Source organism: Sphingomonas echinoides (genome assembly GCF_029623395.1).
GTDB classification, from domain to species: Bacteria; Pseudomonadota; Alphaproteobacteria; order Sphingomonadales; family Sphingomonadaceae; genus Sphingomonas; species Sphingomonas echinoides_A.
This window is the reverse complement of record NZ_JAPYKK010000051.1, coordinates 1-20,280: the sequence shown is the minus strand read 5'-3', so window position 1 is coordinate 20,280 and position 20,280 is coordinate 1. Positions and strand designations below refer to the sequence as shown.

At 65.1% G+C, this 20,280-nt stretch carries 20 protein-coding genes; 9 read left to right on the top strand and 11 right to left on the bottom strand.

The genetic code is table 11. The features are described from left to right. Positions 1-400 precede the first annotated feature (400 nt). On the top strand, positions 401-1,903 hold the full coding sequence (locus tag QBJ92_RS19360) for a lipopolysaccharide biosynthesis protein (protein WP_277971323.1): 1,503 nt from the start codon (positions 401-403) through the stop codon (positions 1,901-1,903). Positions 1,904-2,028: 125 nt separating this feature from the next. Here QBJ92_RS19360 and QBJ92_RS19355 read toward each other — a convergent pair whose 3' ends face one another. Next, positions 2,029-2,457: a CBS domain-containing protein gene (locus QBJ92_RS19355; RefSeq protein ID WP_277971321.1), complete on the bottom strand. Its 429-nt coding sequence runs from the start codon at positions 2,455-2,457 to the stop codon at positions 2,029-2,031. A gap of 74 nt (positions 2,458-2,531) precedes the next feature. Between QBJ92_RS19355 and QBJ92_RS19350 the strand changes: the two genes are divergently transcribed. Continuing rightward, complete coding sequence (locus QBJ92_RS19350; RefSeq protein ID WP_277971320.1) at positions 2,532-2,807, top strand: hypothetical protein; 276 nt, start codon at positions 2,532-2,534, stop codon at positions 2,805-2,807. Between the two features lie 60 nt (positions 2,808-2,867). Here QBJ92_RS19350 and QBJ92_RS19345 read toward each other — a convergent pair whose 3' ends face one another. From QBJ92_RS19345 to hisS, 4 genes are all read right to left on the bottom strand, one after another. Beyond that, positions 2,868-3,977, bottom strand: a complete 1,110-nt coding sequence (locus tag QBJ92_RS19345; protein ID WP_277971319.1) for a DUF4167 domain-containing protein — start codon at positions 3,975-3,977, stop codon at positions 2,868-2,870. A 256-nt stretch (positions 3,978-4,233) separates the two neighbouring features. Next, positions 4,234-5,064 (bottom strand): peptide chain release factor N(5)-glutamine methyltransferase, encoded by an 831-nt coding sequence (gene prmC / locus QBJ92_RS19340; RefSeq protein WP_277971318.1) that lies wholly within the window; start codon positions 5,062-5,064, stop codon positions 4,234-4,236. Continuing rightward, positions 5,057-6,130 carry a peptide chain release factor 1 gene (gene prfA, locus QBJ92_RS19335; protein ID WP_277971317.1) on the bottom strand — a complete coding sequence of 358 codons (1,074 nt, stop codon included), beginning with the start codon at positions 6,128-6,130 and terminating at the stop codon, positions 5,057-5,059. Before prfA ends, prmC begins: the two co-directional genes overlap by 8 nt. Further along, a complete protein-coding gene (gene hisS / locus QBJ92_RS19330; RefSeq protein ID WP_277971316.1) occupies positions 6,127-7,377 on the bottom strand; it encodes a histidine--tRNA ligase in 1,251 nt (416 codons plus the stop codon). Before hisS ends, prfA begins: the two co-directional genes overlap by 4 nt. A 155-nt stretch (positions 7,378-7,532) precedes the next feature. Between hisS and QBJ92_RS19325 the strand changes: the two genes are divergently transcribed. From QBJ92_RS19325 to ppa, 3 genes are all read left to right on the top strand, one after another. After that, on the top strand, positions 7,533-8,183 hold the full coding sequence (locus QBJ92_RS19325) for a DUF1345 domain-containing protein (protein WP_277971315.1): 651 nt from the start codon (positions 7,533-7,535) through the stop codon (positions 8,181-8,183). Positions 8,184-8,258: 75 nt separating this feature from the next. After that, the gene (locus QBJ92_RS19320) at positions 8,259-10,166 is read left to right on the top strand and encodes a M61 family metallopeptidase (protein ID WP_277971314.1); all 1,908 of its coding nucleotides are present in this window, start codon (positions 8,259-8,261) and stop codon (positions 10,164-10,166) included. Positions 10,167-10,223: 57 nt separating this feature from the next. After that, a complete protein-coding gene (gene ppa, locus QBJ92_RS19315; RefSeq protein WP_277971313.1) occupies positions 10,224-10,796 on the top strand; it encodes an inorganic diphosphatase in 573 nt (190 codons plus the stop codon). A gap of 75 nt (positions 10,797-10,871) precedes the next feature. Here ppa and QBJ92_RS19310 read toward each other — a convergent pair whose 3' ends face one another. Next, on the bottom strand, positions 10,872-11,657 hold the full coding sequence (locus QBJ92_RS19310) for an SDR family oxidoreductase (RefSeq protein WP_277971322.1): 786 nt from the start codon (positions 11,655-11,657) through the stop codon (positions 10,872-10,874). Positions 11,658-11,807: 150 nt separating this feature from the next. Between QBJ92_RS19310 and QBJ92_RS19305 the strand changes: the two genes are divergently transcribed. After that, the gene (locus QBJ92_RS19305; protein ID WP_277971312.1) at positions 11,808-12,605 is read left to right on the top strand and encodes an ATP-binding cassette domain-containing protein; all 798 of its coding nucleotides are present in this window, start codon (positions 11,808-11,810) and stop codon (positions 12,603-12,605) included. After that, the gene (locus QBJ92_RS19300; protein ID WP_277971311.1) at positions 12,602-14,143 is read left to right on the top strand and encodes an ABC transporter permease/substrate-binding protein; all 1,542 of its coding nucleotides are present in this window, start codon (positions 12,602-12,604) and stop codon (positions 14,141-14,143) included. Before QBJ92_RS19305 ends, QBJ92_RS19300 begins: the two co-directional genes overlap by 4 nt. Positions 14,144-14,311: 168 nt before the next feature. On the opposite strand, the gene ubiG is transcribed toward QBJ92_RS19300, so the two are convergent. After that, a complete protein-coding gene (gene ubiG / locus QBJ92_RS19295; protein ID WP_277971310.1) occupies positions 14,312-15,052 on the bottom strand; it encodes a bifunctional 2-polyprenyl-6-hydroxyphenol methylase/3-demethylubiquinol 3-O-methyltransferase UbiG in 741 nt (246 codons plus the stop codon). Positions 15,053-15,118: 66 nt separating this feature from the next. Between ubiG and QBJ92_RS19290 the strand changes: the two genes are divergently transcribed. Continuing rightward, positions 15,119-16,378, top strand: a complete 1,260-nt coding sequence (locus QBJ92_RS19290) for an aspartate kinase (protein WP_277971309.1) — start codon at positions 15,119-15,121, stop codon at positions 16,376-16,378. A 1-nt stretch (position 16,379) separates the two neighbouring features. Here the strand turns inward: QBJ92_RS19290 and QBJ92_RS19285 are convergent, their stop codons facing one another. From QBJ92_RS19285 to QBJ92_RS19275, 3 genes are all read right to left on the bottom strand, one after another. Continuing rightward, positions 16,380-16,751, bottom strand: coding sequence for a hypothetical protein (locus tag QBJ92_RS19285; RefSeq protein WP_277971308.1), 372 nt, complete (start codon positions 16,749-16,751; stop codon positions 16,380-16,382). A 101-nt stretch (positions 16,752-16,852) separates the two neighbouring features. Beyond that, positions 16,853-17,710 carry an NAD(P)-dependent oxidoreductase gene (locus QBJ92_RS19280; protein WP_277971307.1) on the bottom strand — a complete coding sequence of 286 codons (858 nt, stop codon included), beginning with the start codon at positions 17,708-17,710 and terminating at the stop codon, positions 16,853-16,855. 90 nt (positions 17,711-17,800) lie between these two features. Further along, positions 17,801-18,217: a secondary thiamine-phosphate synthase enzyme YjbQ gene (locus tag QBJ92_RS19275; protein ID WP_277971306.1), complete on the bottom strand. Its 417-nt coding sequence runs from the start codon at positions 18,215-18,217 to the stop codon at positions 17,801-17,803. A gap of 47 nt (positions 18,218-18,264) precedes the next feature. Here QBJ92_RS19275 and QBJ92_RS19270 point away from each other — a divergent pair, with 47 nt between their 5' ends. Next, positions 18,265-19,308, top strand: a complete 1,044-nt coding sequence (locus QBJ92_RS19270; RefSeq protein WP_277971305.1) for an NAD(P)H-dependent flavin oxidoreductase — start codon at positions 18,265-18,267, stop codon at positions 19,306-19,308. 18 nt (positions 19,309-19,326) lie between these two features. On the opposite strand, the gene QBJ92_RS19265 is transcribed toward QBJ92_RS19270, so the two are convergent. After that, positions 19,327-20,106, bottom strand: a complete 780-nt coding sequence (locus QBJ92_RS19265) for an SDR family oxidoreductase (RefSeq protein WP_277971304.1) — start codon at positions 20,104-20,106, stop codon at positions 19,327-19,329. Between the last annotated feature and the right edge of the window lie 174 nt (positions 20,107-20,280).

Sequence of the window (20,280 nt, the reverse complement as noted above, 5' to 3'; positions counted from 1 at the left end):
CGTCAGCATCTCTAGGAGCTGCTCTGCACATATTCTTACGTATGGATACGTGAAGGACATGTATAAGAGCGACTTAGCTTTGAACGATCCAACGAGCCTAGAGGACCCGAAAGACCGTGTAGCCGCCGCCCACATGTCCCTTCATCTAAAACCAACAATGTCAAAGAGCGCAGAATACCGACGCCTTGTTCAACCCTTCTCTCAAAGGGCGAACCAAGCGCCGAAGATCTGGTGACCGCAGAAGCGAACCGTCCGGTCCGTCGCTGCGGTGACACCCCTCTAGGCGGGGCCTTTGATTCGGTCAAACCCTTTTTTGCACTTTTCTTTCAATCGTGGGTCAAACCCGCGGAACCCGGTCGATTCAGAGCTCCTTAAAGGCTTCTCCGCTAGCGCAAGGTGGATGGCTTCCTTGATCGAAACCCCTTCTGTCACATCTGACGCGCTTGCGAATCAGGTTCGGAGTGCGGTGATCTGGCGTTCGGGCAGCCAGATTCTCGCGCAGCTCGTACAATGGGCGTCGACCTTCCTGGTGATCCGCTTGCTGGACCCCAACGACTATGGATTGTTCGCAATGACGGGAGTCGTGCTCGTCTTCCTCAACATGTTGAACGGGTACGGTCTGGCGAGTGGCCTGATTCAGCAACGCGCCGTCACGCCGCACGCGATCCGACAGCTCTTCGGGATGTTGCTCCTACTCAACGCGGGACTTGCAGCACTCCAGTGTCTGGTTCTCGCCCCGGCCGCCGCAGCCTATTATCGCCAGCCGATCGTTGCCGATATGTTACGGGTCCAGGCGCTATTATATCTCACAACCCCTTTCATTGCCTTGCCTTACGCACTCCTTTCGCGCGCGATGGACTTCCGGATGCAGGCGCGTGCCAATATCGTCGCGTCCGTAGCAGCGGCGGGCGCGGCCCTCGGCGGCGCGCTCGCTGGCCTCGGCGTATGGACGCTGGTACTCGCACCGCTCGTTCTGTTCACGGTACGGGCCATCGGCATGACGATGGCCGCTCGTTCGCTGATGTGGCCAAGTTTCGACTTTCGGGGTGCCGGGACGCTGGCGCGCTATGGTGGCGTGATGGCGGTCGGCCAGCTCTTCTGGTTTGCACAGAGCCAAGCAGACGTGTTCATAGCGGGGCGTAATTTCAGTCCCCACAGCTTGGGGATCTACACCGAGGCGCTGTTTCTGACCCAGATCTTTGTCTCCAAGATCGTTCCACCCCTCAACGAGGTCGCCTTCTCTGCATACGCACGAATTCAGCACGATCATGCAGCCGTAGCCGCGGCATTCACGCGCAGCGTACGGATCATCATGCTGGCCGCCCTTCCCTTCTATTTCGGCCTTTCCGTCGTGGCCGAGCCGCTCGTTCTGACGGTCATGGGCGACAAGTGGCGCGAAACCGCACCGGTCGTGCATCTGCTGGCGCTGGCGATGCCGTTCATGACCTTGCAGGTATTGTTGCAACCCGCGTGCGACGCGCGCGGACGTCCCGGCATCGGCGTTCGTAACGGTGCTTTCGGCGCAGGAATGCTTGCAATCGGGTTCATTCTTGGCGTCCGTTACGGCCCGACGGGACTCGCGGCGGCGTGGATCTGCGCCTATCCAATCTATCTTGGTTTCAGCCTTTGGCGGTCGCTGCCGGTGATCGGCGCGTCGTTCCAGGCCGTTGCCCTAGCGATTGTGCCGGCACTGGTCGCCGCCGCCGTCATGGCGGTCGGCGTCGCGGCAGTCGATCGATTGATCCCGGCCTCGATCACACCGTTGCCGCGACTCCTCGTGCTGACCGCTAGCGGCGCGGCGCTGTATGCCGGTTGGCTTGGGCTGTTCGCGCGGACTGTGCTGCGGGAGGTCTTCACAACGATAAGCAAACGTCCCACCGATTCGAGGAACGCCAAAGCGTAACCGACGTTTGGTGTTCGCGCCGAAGGCTGAAGGCATGAGCTCGGCGTCCGGGGCAAGCCCCTGAATCCCCCCCTGTGCGCCATCTACCCACCCCTGACTCCGCTGTCGCCGCCCACTCGGCCGGGTCAGGCGGACTGGATGTAGCTGCGCATGGCTTCCGCATCTGCTTCGATCCGGTCGATGCGGTATTTGACGAGGTCGCCGATCGATACCATGCCGACGACCTGATCCCCTTCTACCACCGGCAAATGTCGGATCCGGCGCCGCGTCATCAGAGAAAGCGCGCCGATCACCGCTTCTTCAGGACCAACGGTAATGGCGGGTGCCGTCATGATGTCGGCGACGGTCCGCACCAAGGCATCGTTACCGTGCTCGGCGACGGCGTAGATCACGTCACGTTCCGAAAAGACGCCGACAACACGCATGCCCTCCAGGACCGGCACAGCGCCAATCCGACTTTCGGCAAGCAGCGCGACCGCTGCGCGAACGCTCTGGTCCGCCGTAACCGATATGACCTCGCGGCCCTTGCCGCCCAAAATGGCTCCGATCGTCATTCCACTCTCCCGCTTCGCTCGTTGGTGAGTCTCCAGCCGCTTGAGAGTTTCACGTTTGCACGGCAATGGGAAGCATGGCGAAACGTTCAGGACTCGATGATCCCGCCTATGCCGCGTTCGCTTGGGCGCGGTATCGCCGGATATTAGGCTGGATGGGCGTAGTCGCGATCGTGTTTATCGCGGGCGCGATCCTGATTCTTGAACACGTGTACGGGCCACTCGGTTGGGTCGCGACACTGGCGGTGATCGGCGGGGCGGGCGGATCGATCATGCTTGCCGCGGCGCTGATGGGGCTCGTCTTCCTCAGTTCGGGGAGCGGCCATGACGAGTCGATTGACGATTTGGATTGATTACGAAGAAAGGAAGCCGAGCGGGTGACCGCCCGGATTCTTCCGGGCGGTCAACGGCCTTCAGGCAACCGGGTCGGTTTCGCGCACGATTGGCGGACGACCACGACGGCGGCGCGGCTTTTCGACACCGTCGACGTCAGACACGTTCGGAACAACCGCCGAAACGTTAAGCGACGGCGGCAGCAAATCGGCCGAAAAGCTGTTGTCGTCGGGCTCATCCTTGCGTTCCGCTGAAGCAGCTGCGGGCACGACGGCGGCATCACGACGCGGACGGCCACGCCCGCGACGTGGCGGCTCGACCGCCTTGGTCGGCGCTGCTTCGATCTGATGAGCCTCGGGCTGCTCAGAAACCACCGCCTGCTCGCTTACGGGCGGGAGATCGAGCGTCGGCTCCTCTGCCTGGACGTAGCGATCCTCGGTGCCGCGTGGCTGGTCGCGCTGACGATCGGAACCACCTTCGTTTTGACCGGATCCGTTCTGTCCGCGACGTGGACGATCGTTCTGTTCTTCGCTGCCGCGTGAATCCACGTTGCCATTCTGCAACTCGGCGTTCGCGCGGTTGCTGTTGCGCTGATATCCACGATCGCCGTCGCCGCGCGTATCCTGCCGCGGTTCGTTGCGATTACCGTCCTGACGGACATTGTCCTGACGATATCCATCCTGACGGCCACCATCCTGTCGCGGCGCGTCCTGACGGTTGTTGTCGGAGCGACTATTTTCCTGACGGTTGCCCTCGGACCGATTGCCTTCGGAACGGTTGCCGTCCTGACGTCCGTCCTGACGATAGCCGTTCTGACCGCCGCGTGCTTGCTCGGCAGGGAGAATACGTTCGCCCTCGTCCTCGAATTCGGTATCGTCCTCGTCGAGGGTCGCGCCCTGGATGCGGCGCTGGACCGGGCCACCATTCTCTTCGATGCGCGCACGGGTTTCAGCCAGCACACGGAAGTAATGGTCGGCAAACTGCAGATAATATTCGACGTTGACGCGGTCACCCTGCATCTGGGCGTCGCGCGCCAGCGTCTTATATTTCTCGAGCAATTGCGCCGCATTGCCGCGCGCGCGATTGTCGATGCGATTCCCGGTGTCGAGACGTCCCGGATTGCCACCTTGCGAGCGCTGCTGCTGCCCGCCACGGCCGCGACGGCGACCGGCCTGACGATTGTTGATCAAGTTCTTGTTGTCCTGTCCTTGGAAACCAACCGGGTCGTGCTCCAGAAATATGGATGCAAATGCCCTTCGCGCACCGACCGCCGAACGTCGGCGAAGCGCGCTTGCCAGCGTCGCCGGACCGGGCGACTGCATGACGAAGGGAGCGGGCAACAGCCCATTTTCAACACATTACGATGAAAATGCGTGCCCCTAGGGCCTGCAATAGCGGTTTGCCGCGCATTCTCCAAGCGGAATATTGGAAAAGTCCGGCGATCCGTCACGATGTCAGTGTCGCGATCAAAGCGCGCGGGTGGCCGCCGAGATCGTGGCGGACGGCGACGTGAAACCACTCTGCCGCAAGGAGCGCTGTTACCGCCTCGCTCTGGGTTGCGCCGATCTCAAGGATAGCGGCACCGCCGGGGGCAAGCAGCGCGCGCAATTGCGGCACGAGCCTGCGATAGTCCGTCAGCCCGTCGGCCCCGGCAAACAACGCGCCGCCGGGTTCATGCTCGACCACTTCGCGCGGGAGACGCTCGGTCGTGCCGATATAGGGCGGGTTGGCGAGGATCAGGTCGTACGGTCCGACCAGCCCTTCCGCCCAATTGCCCAAGGCAAAGCTGGCACGATCCGCCAGACCGAGGAGCGCCGCGTTGCGCCGGGCAAAGTCGAGCGCTTCGGCGGATTGATCCACGCCGACTCCGGTTGCGCCGGGCCATTCCGCAAGCGCCGCAAGCAGCAAGGTTCCTGGACCGGTGCCAAGATCGAGGATCCGCTCGGGAGCGACATTGGAGAAATGCGCCACCGCCGCTTCGATCAGCGTTTCGCTGTCCGCGCGCGGGACGAGCACGCCAGGGCCAACCGCGAGTTCGATCGTCCAGAAGGCGCGAGATCCGGTGATATACGCGATCGGTTCATGATCGAGCCGCCGGGCGAGCAGCCTGGCAAAGGTTTCGGGAACAGCGGCGTCCAGATGATGGAGCAACAGGCGTTCGCGTGGGATAGCGAGCGCATGCGCCATCAGCACCTCGGCATCAAGCCGCGGGGTTTCGCTGAACACGGCGAGCCGTTGGGCTGCAGACGCCAACGCCGCGCGTACACCGTCAGCCATCCAGCGACGCCAGCCGCTCCGCTTCATCCTGCGAAATCAAAGCGCCAAGCAACTCTTCCATTTCCCCCTGCAAGATCTCCGGCAAGCGATGGAGCGTCAGGTTGATGCGATGATCGGTGACGCGCCCCTGCGGGAAATTATAGGTGCGAATCCGCTCCGACCGGTCACCCGACCCGACCATTGATTTGCGCGCGCCGGCGCGTTCGGTGTGGAGCCGCTCGCGCTCGGCCTCGTAGAGGCGGGTGCGCAGGACCTTCATGGCCTTGGCGCGGTTCTTGTGTTGCGACTTCTCGTCCTGCTGAATCACGACCAGCCCGGTCGGGATGTGGACGATTCTTACTGCGGAATCGGTCGTGTTGACCGACTGTCCGCCCGGCCCCGACGACCGATAGACGTCGATCCGCAGATCTTTATCGTCGATCTTGACGTCGACTTCTTCCGCCTCGGGCAGCACCGCCACCGTCGCCGCCGACGTGTGGATTCGCCCCTGTGCTTCGGTCGCTGGGACGCGCTGGACGCGGTGGACGCCGCTTTCGAACTTGAGCTTGGCGAACACGCCCTTGCCCTCGACCGAGGCGATCGCTTCCTTGAACCCGCCGCTTTCGGAACTGGAGGCGGAGATCAGCTCGACTTTCCACCCCTGCCCTTCGGCATAGCGCTGGTACATGCGGAACAGGTCGGCGGCGAAGAGCGCAGCCTCGTCGCCGCCGGTCCCGGCGCGGATCTCGAGCATCGCGGCGCGTTCGTCCGCGGCATCGCGCGGTAGCAGCGACAGCGAGAGCGCGCGTTCTGCGTCCGGGAGCGTACTGCGGATCGCCTCGATCTCCTCGCGCGCCATCGTCTTGATCTCGGGGTCGTCGTCCGCTTCCATGCCCGCGAGCACGCCAAGCTCGGCACGCAACCGCCGCACTTCGCCCGCCGCGCGCGCGACGGGTTCGAGCTCGGCATATTCCTTCGACACCGCGACGAAACGATCGGACGGGAGATCGCCGGTCGCCATCAACGCGGACAGCTCATCGCGTCGCGCCTCGATCTGCGCGATCCGTTCGGGGGAGATCGAGGTCATGCTAGCTCGTTGAGAATCGGATCGAGGATGGTTCTGAAACTCTCAAGGTTGAATGAGCCTCTATACCCGCGTTCAGCGAGGCTGACTTTACCCTCTCTCCGCGAGAGTACGACGGTCCATGCCGGATCCATCTTTACCGCCTTGTCGTAGCGCTTCTTGGAACTGCCACTCACCACTGTTGCCGCGGAATAGCCAGCGCGGCGCAATCCGGTGGTCATCTTGAGAGCAGCAAGCTCAAACTCGTCAGTTTCTGCAACAACGACAACATCCGGACCTTCGACCGCAGGCTCCTCGAGCAGCATCGCCAGCCGCTCGATCCCCGCAGCCCACCCAACGCCCGGCGTCTCCGGGCCACCGAGCGAACCGATCAACCCGTCATAGCGGCCGCCAGCAAGCACGGTGCCCTGCGCGCCCAGCCGGTCGGTGACGAACTCGAACGCGGTGTGGCGATAGTAATCGAGCCCGCGCACCAGCCGCGCGTTGCGCGTCCACGCAACGCCAGCTGCGTCGAGCCCTGCCGTGACGGCATCGAAAAACGCGCGCGCCTCCACCGTCAGATACGCATCGATATCGGGAGCTGCATCGGCAACGGGTCGGTCTCTCGGGTCCTTGGAATCCAAGATACGCAAAGGGTTGCGTTCCAGACGCGCGACGCTGTCCTCCGACAGCGAATCCTTGTGTGCGGTAAAATGCGCGATCAATGCCGCGCGCCATGCGTCGCGGGTTTCGGCATCCCCAAGAGTGTTGAGCTGCAACGTCACGCCATCCGCGATCCCGAGATCGTGGAGCAACTGGTCCGCGAGCACGAGCAATTCGACGTCTGCGGCAGGCTCGGCCGCGCCGATCACTTCGGCGTCGATCTGATGGAACTGGCGGAAGCGCCCCTTTTGCGGGCGTTCGTAGCGGAACACCGGGCCATGCGTCGCGAGCTTGAGCGGCGCATATTGCTGCCAGCCCTCTGTCAGATAGGCACGCGCCAGCCCGGCGGTGAATTCGGGCCGCAGCGTCAGGGAATCGCCGCCGCGATCCTCGAACGTGTACATTTCCTTCGAGACGACGTCGGTTGTCTCGCCGAGCGAACGCGCGAACACCGCGGTGCTTTCGAACACGGGAACATCGACGCGCTGGAAGCAGTACAGCTTGTGGACGCGATCAAACGCCTCGACCACGCGGGTGAAGCGACGCTGCTCGTCGCCAAAGATGTCCTGCGTGCCGCGAATGCGCTTGGGGGTTTCGATACGTGCCATAACCCGCGATTCTCTAGGCGAGCCCCGCCCTTTGCGCCAGATGCTTGTCGCTTCGTCGGCGCTCCATACCCCACTTCATGACAAGTGCGCCATGAAGGTGCCGGTTGGCAGGGACGGGATTGCGGCCTCGCGCAAGCTCTGCGACACCCCCGCGCATGGCCCTCGACATCGGCAACACGGTTGCTCCCCCCCGCTTCATTCTGTTCACGCTGCTGTTCGTGGCCGGTGTGTTCGTCGCGATTCCGCCGCTCGGCTGGGGCCGCGGCACGATGGTAGCGTTCGATGTCGCCGGCACCGTGTTCCTGATCACGATCGCGACATTGCTACGGCGGGGTGAGGCCGGGCAGATGCGGCGCCAAGCTTCCGCGAACGATGCCAATCGGGCCGGGCTGCTGGTGCTGACCGGACTCACGATGCTCGTGATTTTGACGTCGGTGTTCAAGGAAACGCAGGGCAAAACCAATCTGGTCGGCACGCTGCTGATCATCGGCACGCTGGTGATCGCCTGGCTGTTCTCGAACACCGTCTACGCCATGCATTACGCGCATCTGTTCTATTCAGATTGCGACGAGGACGGGAAAGACCGCGGCGGGATCGATTTCCCCAAGTGCGACGAACCCGATTATTGGGACTTCCTCTATTTCAGCTTCACGCTGGGCATGACCTTCCAGACCTCCGACGTCGAAATTTCCTCTCGGCGCGTGCGCCGGACCGTATTGGGCCATTCGCTCGCGGCCTTTCTCTTCAATATCGGCGTACTCGCCTTCACCATCAACGTGCTGGGCAGCAGTAGCGGTGGTGGTTGACGGGCTGGACGCAAGCCGCTTTGCCCGATTAAGTCACTGTAACAGCATTCCCTGCCCCCCATTGAAAGTCGCTCTATGATCCGTCGCATCGCGATTACCGCCGTGTTGCTGTCCACCACAGCCCCGGTGCTTGCCGAAAACTCGAAGCCGCAGCCCGTGCCGTTCGTCGACACCATCCCCGCCGCGCAGGACACGCCCTTCCCCGGCACAATGACGCTCGCGATCGACGCGACCGATACGACGCGCGGCATCTTCAAGACGCGCGAGACGCTGACCGCAGTCCGCGCGGGCGCGATGACGCTGCTGTTCCCGAAATGGTTGCCCGGCAATCACTCGCCGACCGGACAGCTCGACAAGCTCGCCGGGCTGCACATCCGCGGCGGGGGCAAGGAGCTCGCGTGGACGCGCGATCCGGTCGACGTCTATGCCTTCCATATCGACGTTCCCGCGGGCGTGACCCAGCTCGATATCGACCTGCAGTTCTTGTCCGCGACGCAAGCAGACCAGGGGTCGGTCGTGATGACGCCCGACATGCTGCGGCTCCAGTGGAATTCGATGAGCCTTTACCCGGCAGGCTATTTCACCCGGCAAATCCCGGTCAAGGCGACGGTCACCTATCCCGCGGGCTTCACCGCTTCCTCGGGCTTGCCGTCCAAGGCAACCGGCGCGACCTACACCTACGAACCGACCAATTACGAAGTGCTGGTCGATTCTCCGGTTCTCGCGGGGCGCTATTACAAGCAGTGGGCGCTGAGCCCGCGCGTCAACCTCGACGTCTATGCCGACTCCGCCGCCGAGCTCGCAGCAACGCCCGAGCAGATCGCGGCGCACAAGCGGCTCGTCGACCAGGCGGTGAAGCTGTACGGATCACAGCATTACGACACCTACGAATTCCTGTTGTCGATTTCGGACCTGATGGGCGGAATCGGGCTGGAGCATCACCGCTCGTCCGAAGACGGCGTGAAGCTCGGCTACTTCACCAAATGGAACGACGGGCCCGGGCCGCGCAACCTGCTGCCGCACGAGTATAATCACAGCTGGGACGGCAAATTCCGTCGCGGCGCGGACCTGTGGACCCCCGATTTCCGCACGCCGATGCGCGGTAGCCTGTTGTGGGTGTACGAAGGGCAGACCCAGTTCTGGGGCTATGTATTGCAGGCGCGGTCCGGCATCGTCTCGAAACAGGACACGCTGGACATGTACGCGATGATCCTCGCCAGCCTCGACAACCGTCCGGCGCGTGAATGGCGCGACATGGTGGACACGACCAACGATCCGGTGATCTCGCAGCGTCGTCCCAAGGGCTGGCTGAGCTATCAGCGGTCGGAGGATTATTACAATGAAGGCCTGCTGGTATGGATGGAGGTCGATTCGATCCTCCGCAAGCAATCCGGCGGCAAGAAGTCGATCGACGACTTCGGCCGCGCCTTCTTTGGGCTCAAGGACGGCGACTACGGCCAGGTGACTTATACGTTCGACGATGTCGTCAAGACGCTCCAGGTGATCCAGCCGTATGACTGGGCAGGCCTGCTGACGAAGCGACTGACCGAAACCGGCGCGCGGGCGCCGATCACCGGCTTCGAAGCGAACGGCTACAAGCTCGTCTACACCGCCGAACCGACGCTTTCGTTCAAGAACGCCGAGGCGACACGCAAGACCACCGACCTGACCTATTCGATCGGCACCACACTCAATAAGGAGGGTGGCGTGACGGGCGTCGGTTGGGACAGCCCCGCGTTCAAGGCCGGGATCACGGTGGGTGACAGCATCGTCGCGGTCAACGGGACAGCCTATTCGGACACAGCCCTAAAGGCCGCAATTACCGCGGCAAAAACGACGAAGACGCCCATCACGCTGTTGATCAAGGCGAACGACTCGATCAAGTCTGTCAACATCGATTATCACGATGGACTGCGCTATCCGCGGCTCGAGAAGAGCGGGACCGGAGAGGGTGGTCTGGATCGTCTGCTGATGCCCCGCTAAGGGGCAGACAGTACGCTTACCAAGACATTAACCCATATCAACAAGACAGGACCTCCCATGCGCATCGATATGATCCCGGTCGGGAAGAGCCCACCCGACGACCTCAACGTCATCATCGAGGTTCCGACCGGTGGCGAGCCGGTGAAGTATGAGTTCGACAAGGCGTCGGGCGCGCTGTTCGTGGACCGCATTCTCCACACGCCGATGCGCTACCCGGCGAACTACGGCTTCGTGCCGCACACGCTGTCGCCCGACGGCGATCCGCTCGACGCGCTGGTCGTCGCGCGCTCGCCGTTCATTCCGGGCTGCGTCGTTCGCGCGCGCCCGATCGCAGTGCTCAACCTGGAAGACGAAGCCGGCGGCGACGAGAAGCTCGTCTGCGTGCCGGTCGATTCGACGTTCCCATATTATTCGAACGTCAACGAGCGCGGCGACATGCCCGAGATCGTGTTCGAGCAGATCGAGCACTTCTTCACCCACTATAAGGACCTGGAAAAGAAGAAGTGGGTCCGCGTCGGCAAGTGGGGCGACCGCGACGAAGCGCGCAAGGTCGTGATCGAAGCGATCGAACGCTACGAAGCCGCAAAGAAGGCAGGCGATCCGGCTCCAGGCATGGACGTCGACGCCTGAGGCCAGTGGCCCGTCATCCCGCAAGCGGGATGACGGGCTGGACGTCTCCTAACCCCGCGATAAAGTCGCCGGGTTCTAGGCCTTGAGGGTCCGGCGCATCGATTTGCGCAGCCGACCCGGAAGCCACCGCGCGGCAAACGCCATGCGATCCGCGGTCTTGCCGACGAAGGTATGGACGCGGTCGCCATGAACCGCATCCCATGCCGCCTGCGCAACCACGTCAACCCCGGTCAGCTCAAGCCCCGCACCTGTCACGACCTCGCGGATCGATCGGTTGCTGCCGTCAGCGGGCGCGTGGAGAAGCGGCGTGTCGATGAAGCTCGGGACGATGTCGCGCACCTTGACGCCCGCCCCATACCATTCCCCGTCGAGCGCCTCGGTCAGCGCGCGGACGCCGAACTTGGTCGCGGAATAGACCGGCAGCCCCGATGACCCGTAGATGGCCGATGCGGACGCGGTGTTGAGCAGGCACGCGCCCGGGGTCCGCGCCAGATAGGCGAAACCGATCTTCGCACCGTTGAGCACGCCGACGAGGTTGATCGCGACGACGCGGTCGATATCCTCGAAGCTCATGTCGACGATCGGTCCCCCGGTGCCGATCCCGGCGTTGTTGAACAGCACATCGAGCCGGCCCCCGGTCGTGGCGATGAAGGCATCGAGGCTGGTGCGCCAGGCATCGCGGTCGCGGACGTCCATGACGTAGGTCTCGGCCATGCCGGCGGGCAGCAGTGCAGCCGTCTCCGCGAGCCCCTGTCGGTTGACGTCCGCCAACCCGACTCGCCAGCCACGCGCTGCGAACAGTTTTGCGGTCGCCTGGCCGATCCCCGATCCGCCGCCGGTGATAAAGATCGCCTGTTGAATCGTATCTCTCCCATTTGCCGGGCTTTTCCCGGCTTCCACCGGCAAGCGCGGACTGTTGCGAGCGGTTTGCGGCACCGTGGCCCTTCGGACAAGCCCGGGGTAGCCACGTCGGGTTTGACGCCCGCCGACCCGTCCCGCACAAGCGGGCCAATGGCGCAATCCTTCCCTTCCGGCCCGGCCGTCGTGTTCGATGCCGTGACCAAACGCTACCCCGGCGGCACCGTTGCGGTGGACGACGTTTCGATCGAGATCGCGGGCGGGAGCTTCGTTGCGCTGGTCGGGAGTTCGGGATCGGGCAAATCGACGCTGCTCAAGATGATCAACCGGCTGATCGAACCAAGCGAAGGTTGCACACGCATCGCGGGCGCGGACGTTGCCGCCGAGCCTGCCCCGATGCTGCGCCGCAAGATCGGCTATGTGTTTCAGAACATTGGTCTATTCCCCCATATGACGGTGTCTGAGAACATCGCGATCGGGCTGCGGCTGGCGGGAATCCCGCACGATGCGGCGCGCGTCGACGAATTGCTCGACCTGGTCGATCTGCCGCGGGATTTCGCGACGCGATTGCCCGAAGCGCTGTCGGGCGGGCAGCGCCAGCGCGTCGGGGTGGCGCGCGCGCTCGCCACCGCGCCGGGGCTGATGCTGATGGACGAACCGTTCGGCGCGCTCGATCCCGTCACGCGCGACCAGCTGGGGCACGCGATCCGCGCGCTGCACGACCGGCTCGGGCTCACCACGATCATGGTAACGCACGACATGGCGGAGGCGCTGATCCTGGCGGACCGTGTGCTGGTGATGGACGCCGGACGGATCGTCGCGGACGAATCCCCGCGCGCGCTGCTGGGTGGTGCGGGGGGGCCGGTTGCGCAGGCATTGGTCGCAATCCCGCGCGATCAGGCGGCGCGGATGCGCGCGCTTGCTGCAGAATCGACCGGAAAAAGCGCATGACCGGGCCGTTTTTCGACGCGATGACGCGCGTGCCCGACTTGCTTGCAGCGCATTTGCTGCTGTCTGCAGCCGCTTTGGTGCTCGGACTCGCGATCAGCCTGCCGCTCGCGATCTGGTCGGGGCGCTCGCCGCGCGTCGCGCGCGTCACGCTGGGGGTGGCGAGTCTCGTCCAGACGATCCCGAGCCTCGCGCTGCTCGCGCTCTTCTATCCGCTGCTGCTGTTCGTGTCGGGGCTGGTCGGCGGGGGGATTCCCGCGCTCGGCTTCCTCCCGTCGCTGCTCGCGCTGTCGTTGTATGCGGTGCTGCCGATCCTGCGCAACGGCGTGACCGGGCTTGCCGGGATCGACCCGGCGGTGATCGAGGCGGCGGACGGCGTGGGGATGACGCCGTGGCAGAAGCTGCGGCTGGTCGAGGCGCCGCTGGTCGCGCCGGTGCTGATGGCGGGAATCCGTACCGCCGCGGTGTGGACGATCGGCGCGGCCACGCTATCGACCACGGTCGGCCAGCCGAGCCTTGGCGACATGATCTTCGCGGGACTCCAGACGCAGAATTGGGCGCTCGTGCTGGCGGGCTGTTTCAGCGCGGCGGCGCTCGCGCTGGCGGTCGATGCGCTGCTCGGAACGATCGAACACGCGATCGCGCGGCGGCGGCGCGGGCTTGCGCTCGGCGCGGGCGGGGTTCTGATCGCGGGCGTGCTGCTTGCACTTGCACCGTTGTGGCCGACGAACGGCACGGTCGTGACGATCGGCGCGAAGAACTTCTCGGAGCAATATATTCTCGCGCGGCTGATCGGCGACCGGCTAGAGCAGGCGGGGTATCGGGTGCGCTATCGCGACGGGCTCGGCTCCGCGGTGATCTATGGCGCGGTGAGCTCGGGCGCGATCGATATCTATGTCGATTATGCCGGGACGATCTGGGCGAACGAGATGAAACGCCGCGACGTGCCGCCGCGCGCGGCAATGGTCGCGGCAATCGGGGCGTGGAGCGCGAAGACCTCCGGGGTGAAATTGCTCGGCTCGCTCGGGTTCGAGAACGCTTATGCCTTTGCGATGAAGGGCGATGCAGCGCGCAAGCTGGGCGTTGCGTCGCTCGACGATCTGGTGCGCGCTGGGCCGCAGCTGAAGTTCGGGTCGGACCTGGAGTTCCTCGAGCGCCCCGAATGGACCGCGATCCAGCGCGCCTATCCGATCCGCTTCGCGAGTGCGCGCGCGTACAATCCGACCTTCATGTACCGCGCGCTCGAAAGTGGGCAGGCGGATGTGATCTCGGCCTTTTCCTCCGATGGGCGGATCGCGGCGCAGCATTTGACGGTGCTCAGCGATCCGCGCGGGGCGATTCCCGGCTATGACGCGATCGTGCTGGTCGGGAAGGCGCATGCGCAGGACGCGAAATTCCTCGCGGCGGTGCAGCCGTTGATCGGACGGGTGTCGGTGGAGGCGATGCGCGCCGCGAATTACCGCGTGGACCGGGATGACGCGAAGGAATCGCCGGAGGCGGCGGCGCGGTGGCTCGGGCGGAAGATCGGGGTGATTCGCTGATTGGTGGATGAGGTGGTGGCGCGGGTCGGGTGGAGGATGCCACGGCGGCCCACCCCACCCCCGGCCCCTCTTTTTCAGGGAGGGGAGGAAAGACGGGCTGCTTCCCGCCCCGCAAGGAAGGACGTCAGTCGCGGGCCACGATGTTCGCAGTAGAAGCCTAAGCTTCCCTCAGACGCGCACTGCGGTCACGAAATAATCGAGGCTGGTGTCGTCGCTCAGCACGAAGCCCTTCGCCACCGAGAACGCCAGCCCGCGCACGTCGACCACGCGCAGCCCCGCCGCTTCGACCAGCGGCGTCAGCTCGTCCGGCGTCAGGAACTTGTTCCAGTCGTGCGTCCCGCGCGGGATCGTTCCGCTGCCCTCCGCAAAGGTGATCAACGCCAGTCGCGACAAGGCGGTGCGGTTGGGAGTCGACAGCACCAGCACCCCGCCCGGCGCAAGCGCACGCGCCAGCCCGGCGACGAAGCCCGCGGGATCGGTGACATGCTCGATCACCTCCAGGCTGGTGACGAGATCGTAGGTCGCGTCCGCCAGATCCTCGACGCTCCCCGCGCGATAGTCGATCGTCAGCCCGGACAAGGCAGCATGCGCCTGCGCCGCCGCAATATTCTCCGCCGCCGCATCCAGCCCGGTCACGTCCGCGCCAAGCCGCGCAAGCGGTTCGCACAGCAGCCCCGCGCCGCACCCGACATCGAGCGCGCGCTTGCCCGCGAGCGGGGTGAACCCCGCTTCATCGCCATGCCAATGCGCGTCGATCTGCGTGCGCAGATACCCCAGTCGCACCGGATTCAATCGGTGGAGCATCGCGGAAGACCCCTTGGGGTCCCACCACTCGGCGGCCATCGCGCCGAAGTGTTTGGCCTCGGCCGGGTCGATAGTGGTTACAGACGTTACGGTTGCGCTATCCATGTCCGCTTCCTATCAGGACGGCCCCAATACCCCAAGCCCCACCCCAAGGACTTCGTGACCCGCACCATGGCACGTATCGTGATGAAATTCGGCGGCACCTCGATGGCCGGGATCGAACGGATCCGCTCGGTCGCCGCGCGAGTCAAACGCGAAGTGGCGGCGGGCAACCAGGTTGCGGTCGTCGTTTCGGCGATGGCAGGCGAGACCGACCGGCTGGTCGGCTTCTGCCGCGAGGCATCGGCCTTGTACGACCCCAAGGAATATGACGTCGTCGTCTCGGCGGGTGAGCAGATCACCTCCGGCCTGCTTGCGATCGCGTTGCAGGCAGCGGGTGTGCCCGCGCGGAGCTGGCTCGGCTGGCAGCTCGCGATCGCGACGTCGGATGCGCATGCCTCGGCGCGGATCGAGAATATCGACATGGCCGCGCTCGAGGCGAGCCTCGCCGCGGGCGAGGTCGCGGTGATCCCGGGGTTCCAGGGCGTCGACGCCGAGGGTCGTGTCACCACGCTCGGGCGCGGTGGCTCCGACACGTCGGCGGTCGCGATGGCGGCGGCGATGAAGGCGGACCGTTGCGACATCTACACCGATGTCGACGGCGTCTATACCACCGACCCGCGGATCGTGCCGCGCGCGCGGAAACTCAAGAAGGTCACTTATGAGGAGATGCTGGAGCTTGCCAGCGTCGGCGCGAAGGTGTTGCAGACTCGCTCGGTCGGTCTGGCGATGAAGGAAGGCGTGCGCGTCCAGGTGCTGTCGTCCTTCACGGGCGAGGACGCGCCGATGGCGGATACATTACCCGGCACGATGATCGTGGGCGAAGAGGAGATCGACGATATGGAAAGCCAGCTCATCACCGGCATCGCGCACGACAAGAACGAAGCCAAGATCACGCTGATCGCGGTGCCCGACAAGCCCGGCGCGGTGGCGGCGATCTTCGCGCCGCTCGCGGCGGCCAACATCAACGTCGACATGATTATCCAGAATATCGCGCATGCCGCACGTTCGACCGACGTGACCTTTACGGTCCCCGCGGCAGACCTCGCGCGCTCGATCGAGGTGCTCAACCAGGCGCGCGGCGAGATCGGCTTTGCCGAGCTGGTGCACGACACGCGCGTCGCGAAGATCTCGGTCGTCGGCGTGGGGATGCGCAGCCATGCGGGCGTCGCCTCGACGATGTTCTCGACGCTCGGCGAGCGCGGGATCAACATCCAGGCGATCTCGACCAGCGAGATCAAGGTCTCGGTACTGATCGAGGAGGATTATACCGAGCTCGCGGTGCGCGTGCTGCACACGGCCTATGGGCTGGACGCCGAGGACGCCGCCTGATTCAGTCGGCGTCGGGGTCCAGCGCCTTGGTTGCGAGGCGCGACAGCAGCGTGACCGGATCGCGCCCGCCGCCGTAACCGTATTTGCGCGCTTCGTGCTTGGCGCATTTGCGCTGCCCGGCGAAGAGTCCGCACGGGGTGGGGGGTGTGAGTGCGCCCATGCCCGTCCCCTGGTCGCTGCGGCTGGGTTCGCCCGAGCGGTCGACCGGGAGCGGCAGGCGGAAGCGGTCGCGGCGTCCGCCGCAGACCACAATATCGTCGGTTTGCCCTGCGGCCACGCAACGGGCACGCGTCGTGGGGGCGGCGGTGCGCGCGAGATCGAAGTCGGTCGGCATCGTGGCCTGCGCAAGCATCATCAGCATCAGCAGCGCCATTCCACCGTCTCCCTGCAGTCATCGTGTCGGTGCAAGACGGCGAAAAGACGGCGGAATGTGCTCGTGCCGAGGCGGGAGGCGATGGCTGGGCGGGGTAACCGTTACCGCTTGGCGGCGAACGGTCGTGCGGCGATTCCCGACCAGTCCTGGTCCGCCATTCCGTCCTCGACCGCATCCGCCATCCGGGTACGGATCGCATCGAGCACGGGGAGCGTGACGTTCGCCGCGTCCGCCAGTTCGGTCGCAAGGCGCAGGTCCTTGAGCCCAAGCTTCATCCGGAAGCCCGGCGTAAAATCCTCGGACACGATCTTCGGGCCGTAATTCTGGTACGCCTTCGATCCGAACAGCGTCCCCGTCATGAGATCGAGGAACGCGGCCTTGTCGACATTATTGTCGCCGACCAGCGCGAACGCCTCGCCCATCGCCTCGATCGCCATAGTGATCATCATGTTGCCCGCGATCTTGGCGGCGTTCGCGCTGCTCGCGTCTGGGCCGAGCGGCCAGACCTTGCTCGACAGCGTCTCGAGCAGCGGCTGGACGCGTGCAACCGCGTCGGGGTCGCCTGCGACGACGACGTTGAGCTGCGCGGCCGCGGCGGCATCGGGGCGGCCAAACACGGGGGCGGCGACGTAGCCGATCCCGCGGCGCGCATGGTCCGCGGCGAGTTCCTTGGCAAAGGCGACCGAGATCGTCGCGGTGACGACGTGGACGAGATCGTGCTGCACGCTGTCGAGCGCGCCCGAATCGAGCAGCACCGCCTTGATCGCGGCATCGTCCGACAGCATCGTGAACACCGCTTCGCAGCGCAGCACGTCATTCAGCGTGCCGATCGTGACGCCCGGGGCATCCTCCGGCTTCACCGGCGATCGGTTCCACGCGACGACGCGGTGCCCCGCCTTGGCGAGATTGGCCGCCATCGGGCCACCCATCAGTCCGAGTCCGACGAAACCGATATCCATGGTGTTGCTCCAAGCGGGCGAGAGGAAGGGGAGAGAATCGGGGGCCAAGCGCCTCGGCAAGGCGGAGAGTTCCCCGCGACGGGGCGGGGGTCAGTCCCCGATCAGATGAACCGCGAGCAATCGGCGATGGGGTGTGCGGCGATGTTCGAACAGATAAATGCCCTGCCAGGTGCCGAGCACGGGCTCGCCGTTTGCGACCGGGATCGACAGCGTGGTCGCGGTCAGCGCGGCGCGGAGGTGCGCGGGCATGTCGTCCGATCCTTCGTCGTCATGCTCGTAGCCAGCATCCTCCGGCGCGATCCGCGCGAAATAGCGTTCCACGTCGCGCCGCGCGGCGGGGGCGGCGTTCTCCTGGATCAGCAGCGAGGCGGACGTGTGCCGCACGAACACGGTCAGCAGCCCGGTCGTGATTCCGGTCGCCGCGACCCAGCGGTTTACCGCGCGGGTACAGTCGTGCAGGCCCTGGGCGGGCGTATCGAAGGTGAGTTCACCAATTTCCTGTCGCATGCCGGGGCACTTGCCCGAAACCCCCGCTCAAGGCTAGGCCAGTCCCCATGAACCAGACATCCTCGATCGGCGCAGAGCGCCTTCAGCGCCGCATGGCGCGTGGCGCGGCGTTCCTCGGCAGCGAGGTCGCGATCGTGTGCGGCGCGATGTCGTGGGTGTCCGAGCGCAACCTCGTCGCCGCGATCTCGAACGCGGGCGGATTCGGGCTGATCGCGTGCGGCGCGATGACCCCGGAACTGCTCGACCGCGAGATTGCCGCGACCAAATTGCTGACCGACAAGCCGTTCGGGGTGAACCTGATCACCATGCACCCCGCGCTGACCGACCTGATCGAGATCTGTTCGCGCCACCAGGTCGGGCATGTCGTGCTGGCGGGTGGACTTCCGCCGACGGGGTCGATCGACAAGATCAAGGGGCCGGCGTCGGGGGCGGGCGCGAAACTCATCTGCTTCGCGCCTGCGCTGAGCCTTGCCAAGAAGCTGATCCGCAGCGGCGTCGACGCGCTCGTCGTTGAGGGGATGGAAGCGGGCGGGCATATCGGCCCGGTGTCGACCAGCGTGCTCGCGCAGGAAATCCTCCCCGAAGTCGCGGACAAGGTGCCGGTGTTCGTCGCGGGCGGGATCGGGCGCGGCGAGGCGATCGCCGCCTATCTCGACATGGGCGCGGCGGGCGTCCAGCTCGGCACGCGCTTCGTCTGCGCGACCGAGAGCATCGCGCACGCCAATTTCAAGAAGGCGTTCCTGCGCGCTTCAGCGCGCGACGCGGTGGCGAGCGTCCAGCTCGACTCGCGCCTCCCCGTCATCCCGGTGCGTGCGCTGAAGAATGCGGGCGCCGAGCTGTTCACCGCCAAGCAGCGCGAAGTCGCCTTGTCGCTCGACGAGGGCAAGGTCGCGATGCTTGAGGCGCAGTTGCAGATCGAGCATTACTGGGCGGGCGCCTTGCGCCGCGCGGTGATCGACGGCGACGTCGAGCATGGCAGCGTGATGGCGGGCCAGTCGGTCGGGATGGTGACGAAGGAAGAACCCGTCGCCGAGATCCTTGCGAGCCTGATGGACGAAGCGGCAGCGGCACTGGCGCAGCGCGCGGCATAAGCGCGCGCCGCCGCCGCGTCACCCAGGCGACGCGGCGGCGCCAGCGAGCAGGCCGCCATCGATGTGGAGTTCGGTCCCGGTGACATAGGTCGCTTCGTCCGATGCCAGCATCAGGACGACCGCGGCGACCTCGTCCGGCGTGCCGAACCGCTGCAATGGCGTTTCTGCCACCAGCGCTTGCATCCTGGCCTCCCGATCGGGACCGGTTCCGAGCATCGGCTCCCACATCGGGGTCAGGATCGCAGCCGGATGGACCGAGTTGCACCGGATCCGCCACCCCTGCTGCGCACAATAGAGCGCGACCGTCTTGCTGTGGTTGCGGATGGCGGCCTTGGATGCGGCATAGGCTGCCGCACCGGGGATGCCGACCATCCCCGAGCGGGACGAGATGTTGATGATCGAGCCGGTCCCTGCCCGTTTCATCGCCCCGATCGCATAGCGACAGCCGAGGAAGGTCCCGTCGAGATTGACTCGGTGGACCGCTCGCCAGTCCGCCAGGCTGGCATGTTCGGGATCGTGCGGCACCATGCCCGCCTCGAACCCGGTCACGCCCGCGTTGTTGACGACCACGTCGGCGACCGGGACGATGTCGGCGAGGTGCAGCCAGTCCGCTTCCTCGCAAACGTCGAGCCGTTCGAACCGGCAGCCGATCTCGGCGGCGGCGGCGGCCCCTGTTACCGCGTCCTTGTCGGTGACGATGACGATGGCGCCTTCCTCATGAAAGCGGTGTGCGATTGCACGGCCGATGCCGCGCGCGGCGCCGGTGACGACGCAGGTCCTGTTGTTCAGTCGGTGCATGACATGCTCGAAATAGGAGTCCAGGGCGCGCGGACGGGTCCGCGGGCGAATGCCGTTCCGCTTTAGCGGGGACGCTGGATCATTTCGAAATCTCCCAAGAGCGTCCCCTGTCTAGGCCGGTCCATGCGGAGCGACAAGGCCCTCCCCCACCCCGAGGTCGCGCGTGGGCATGGC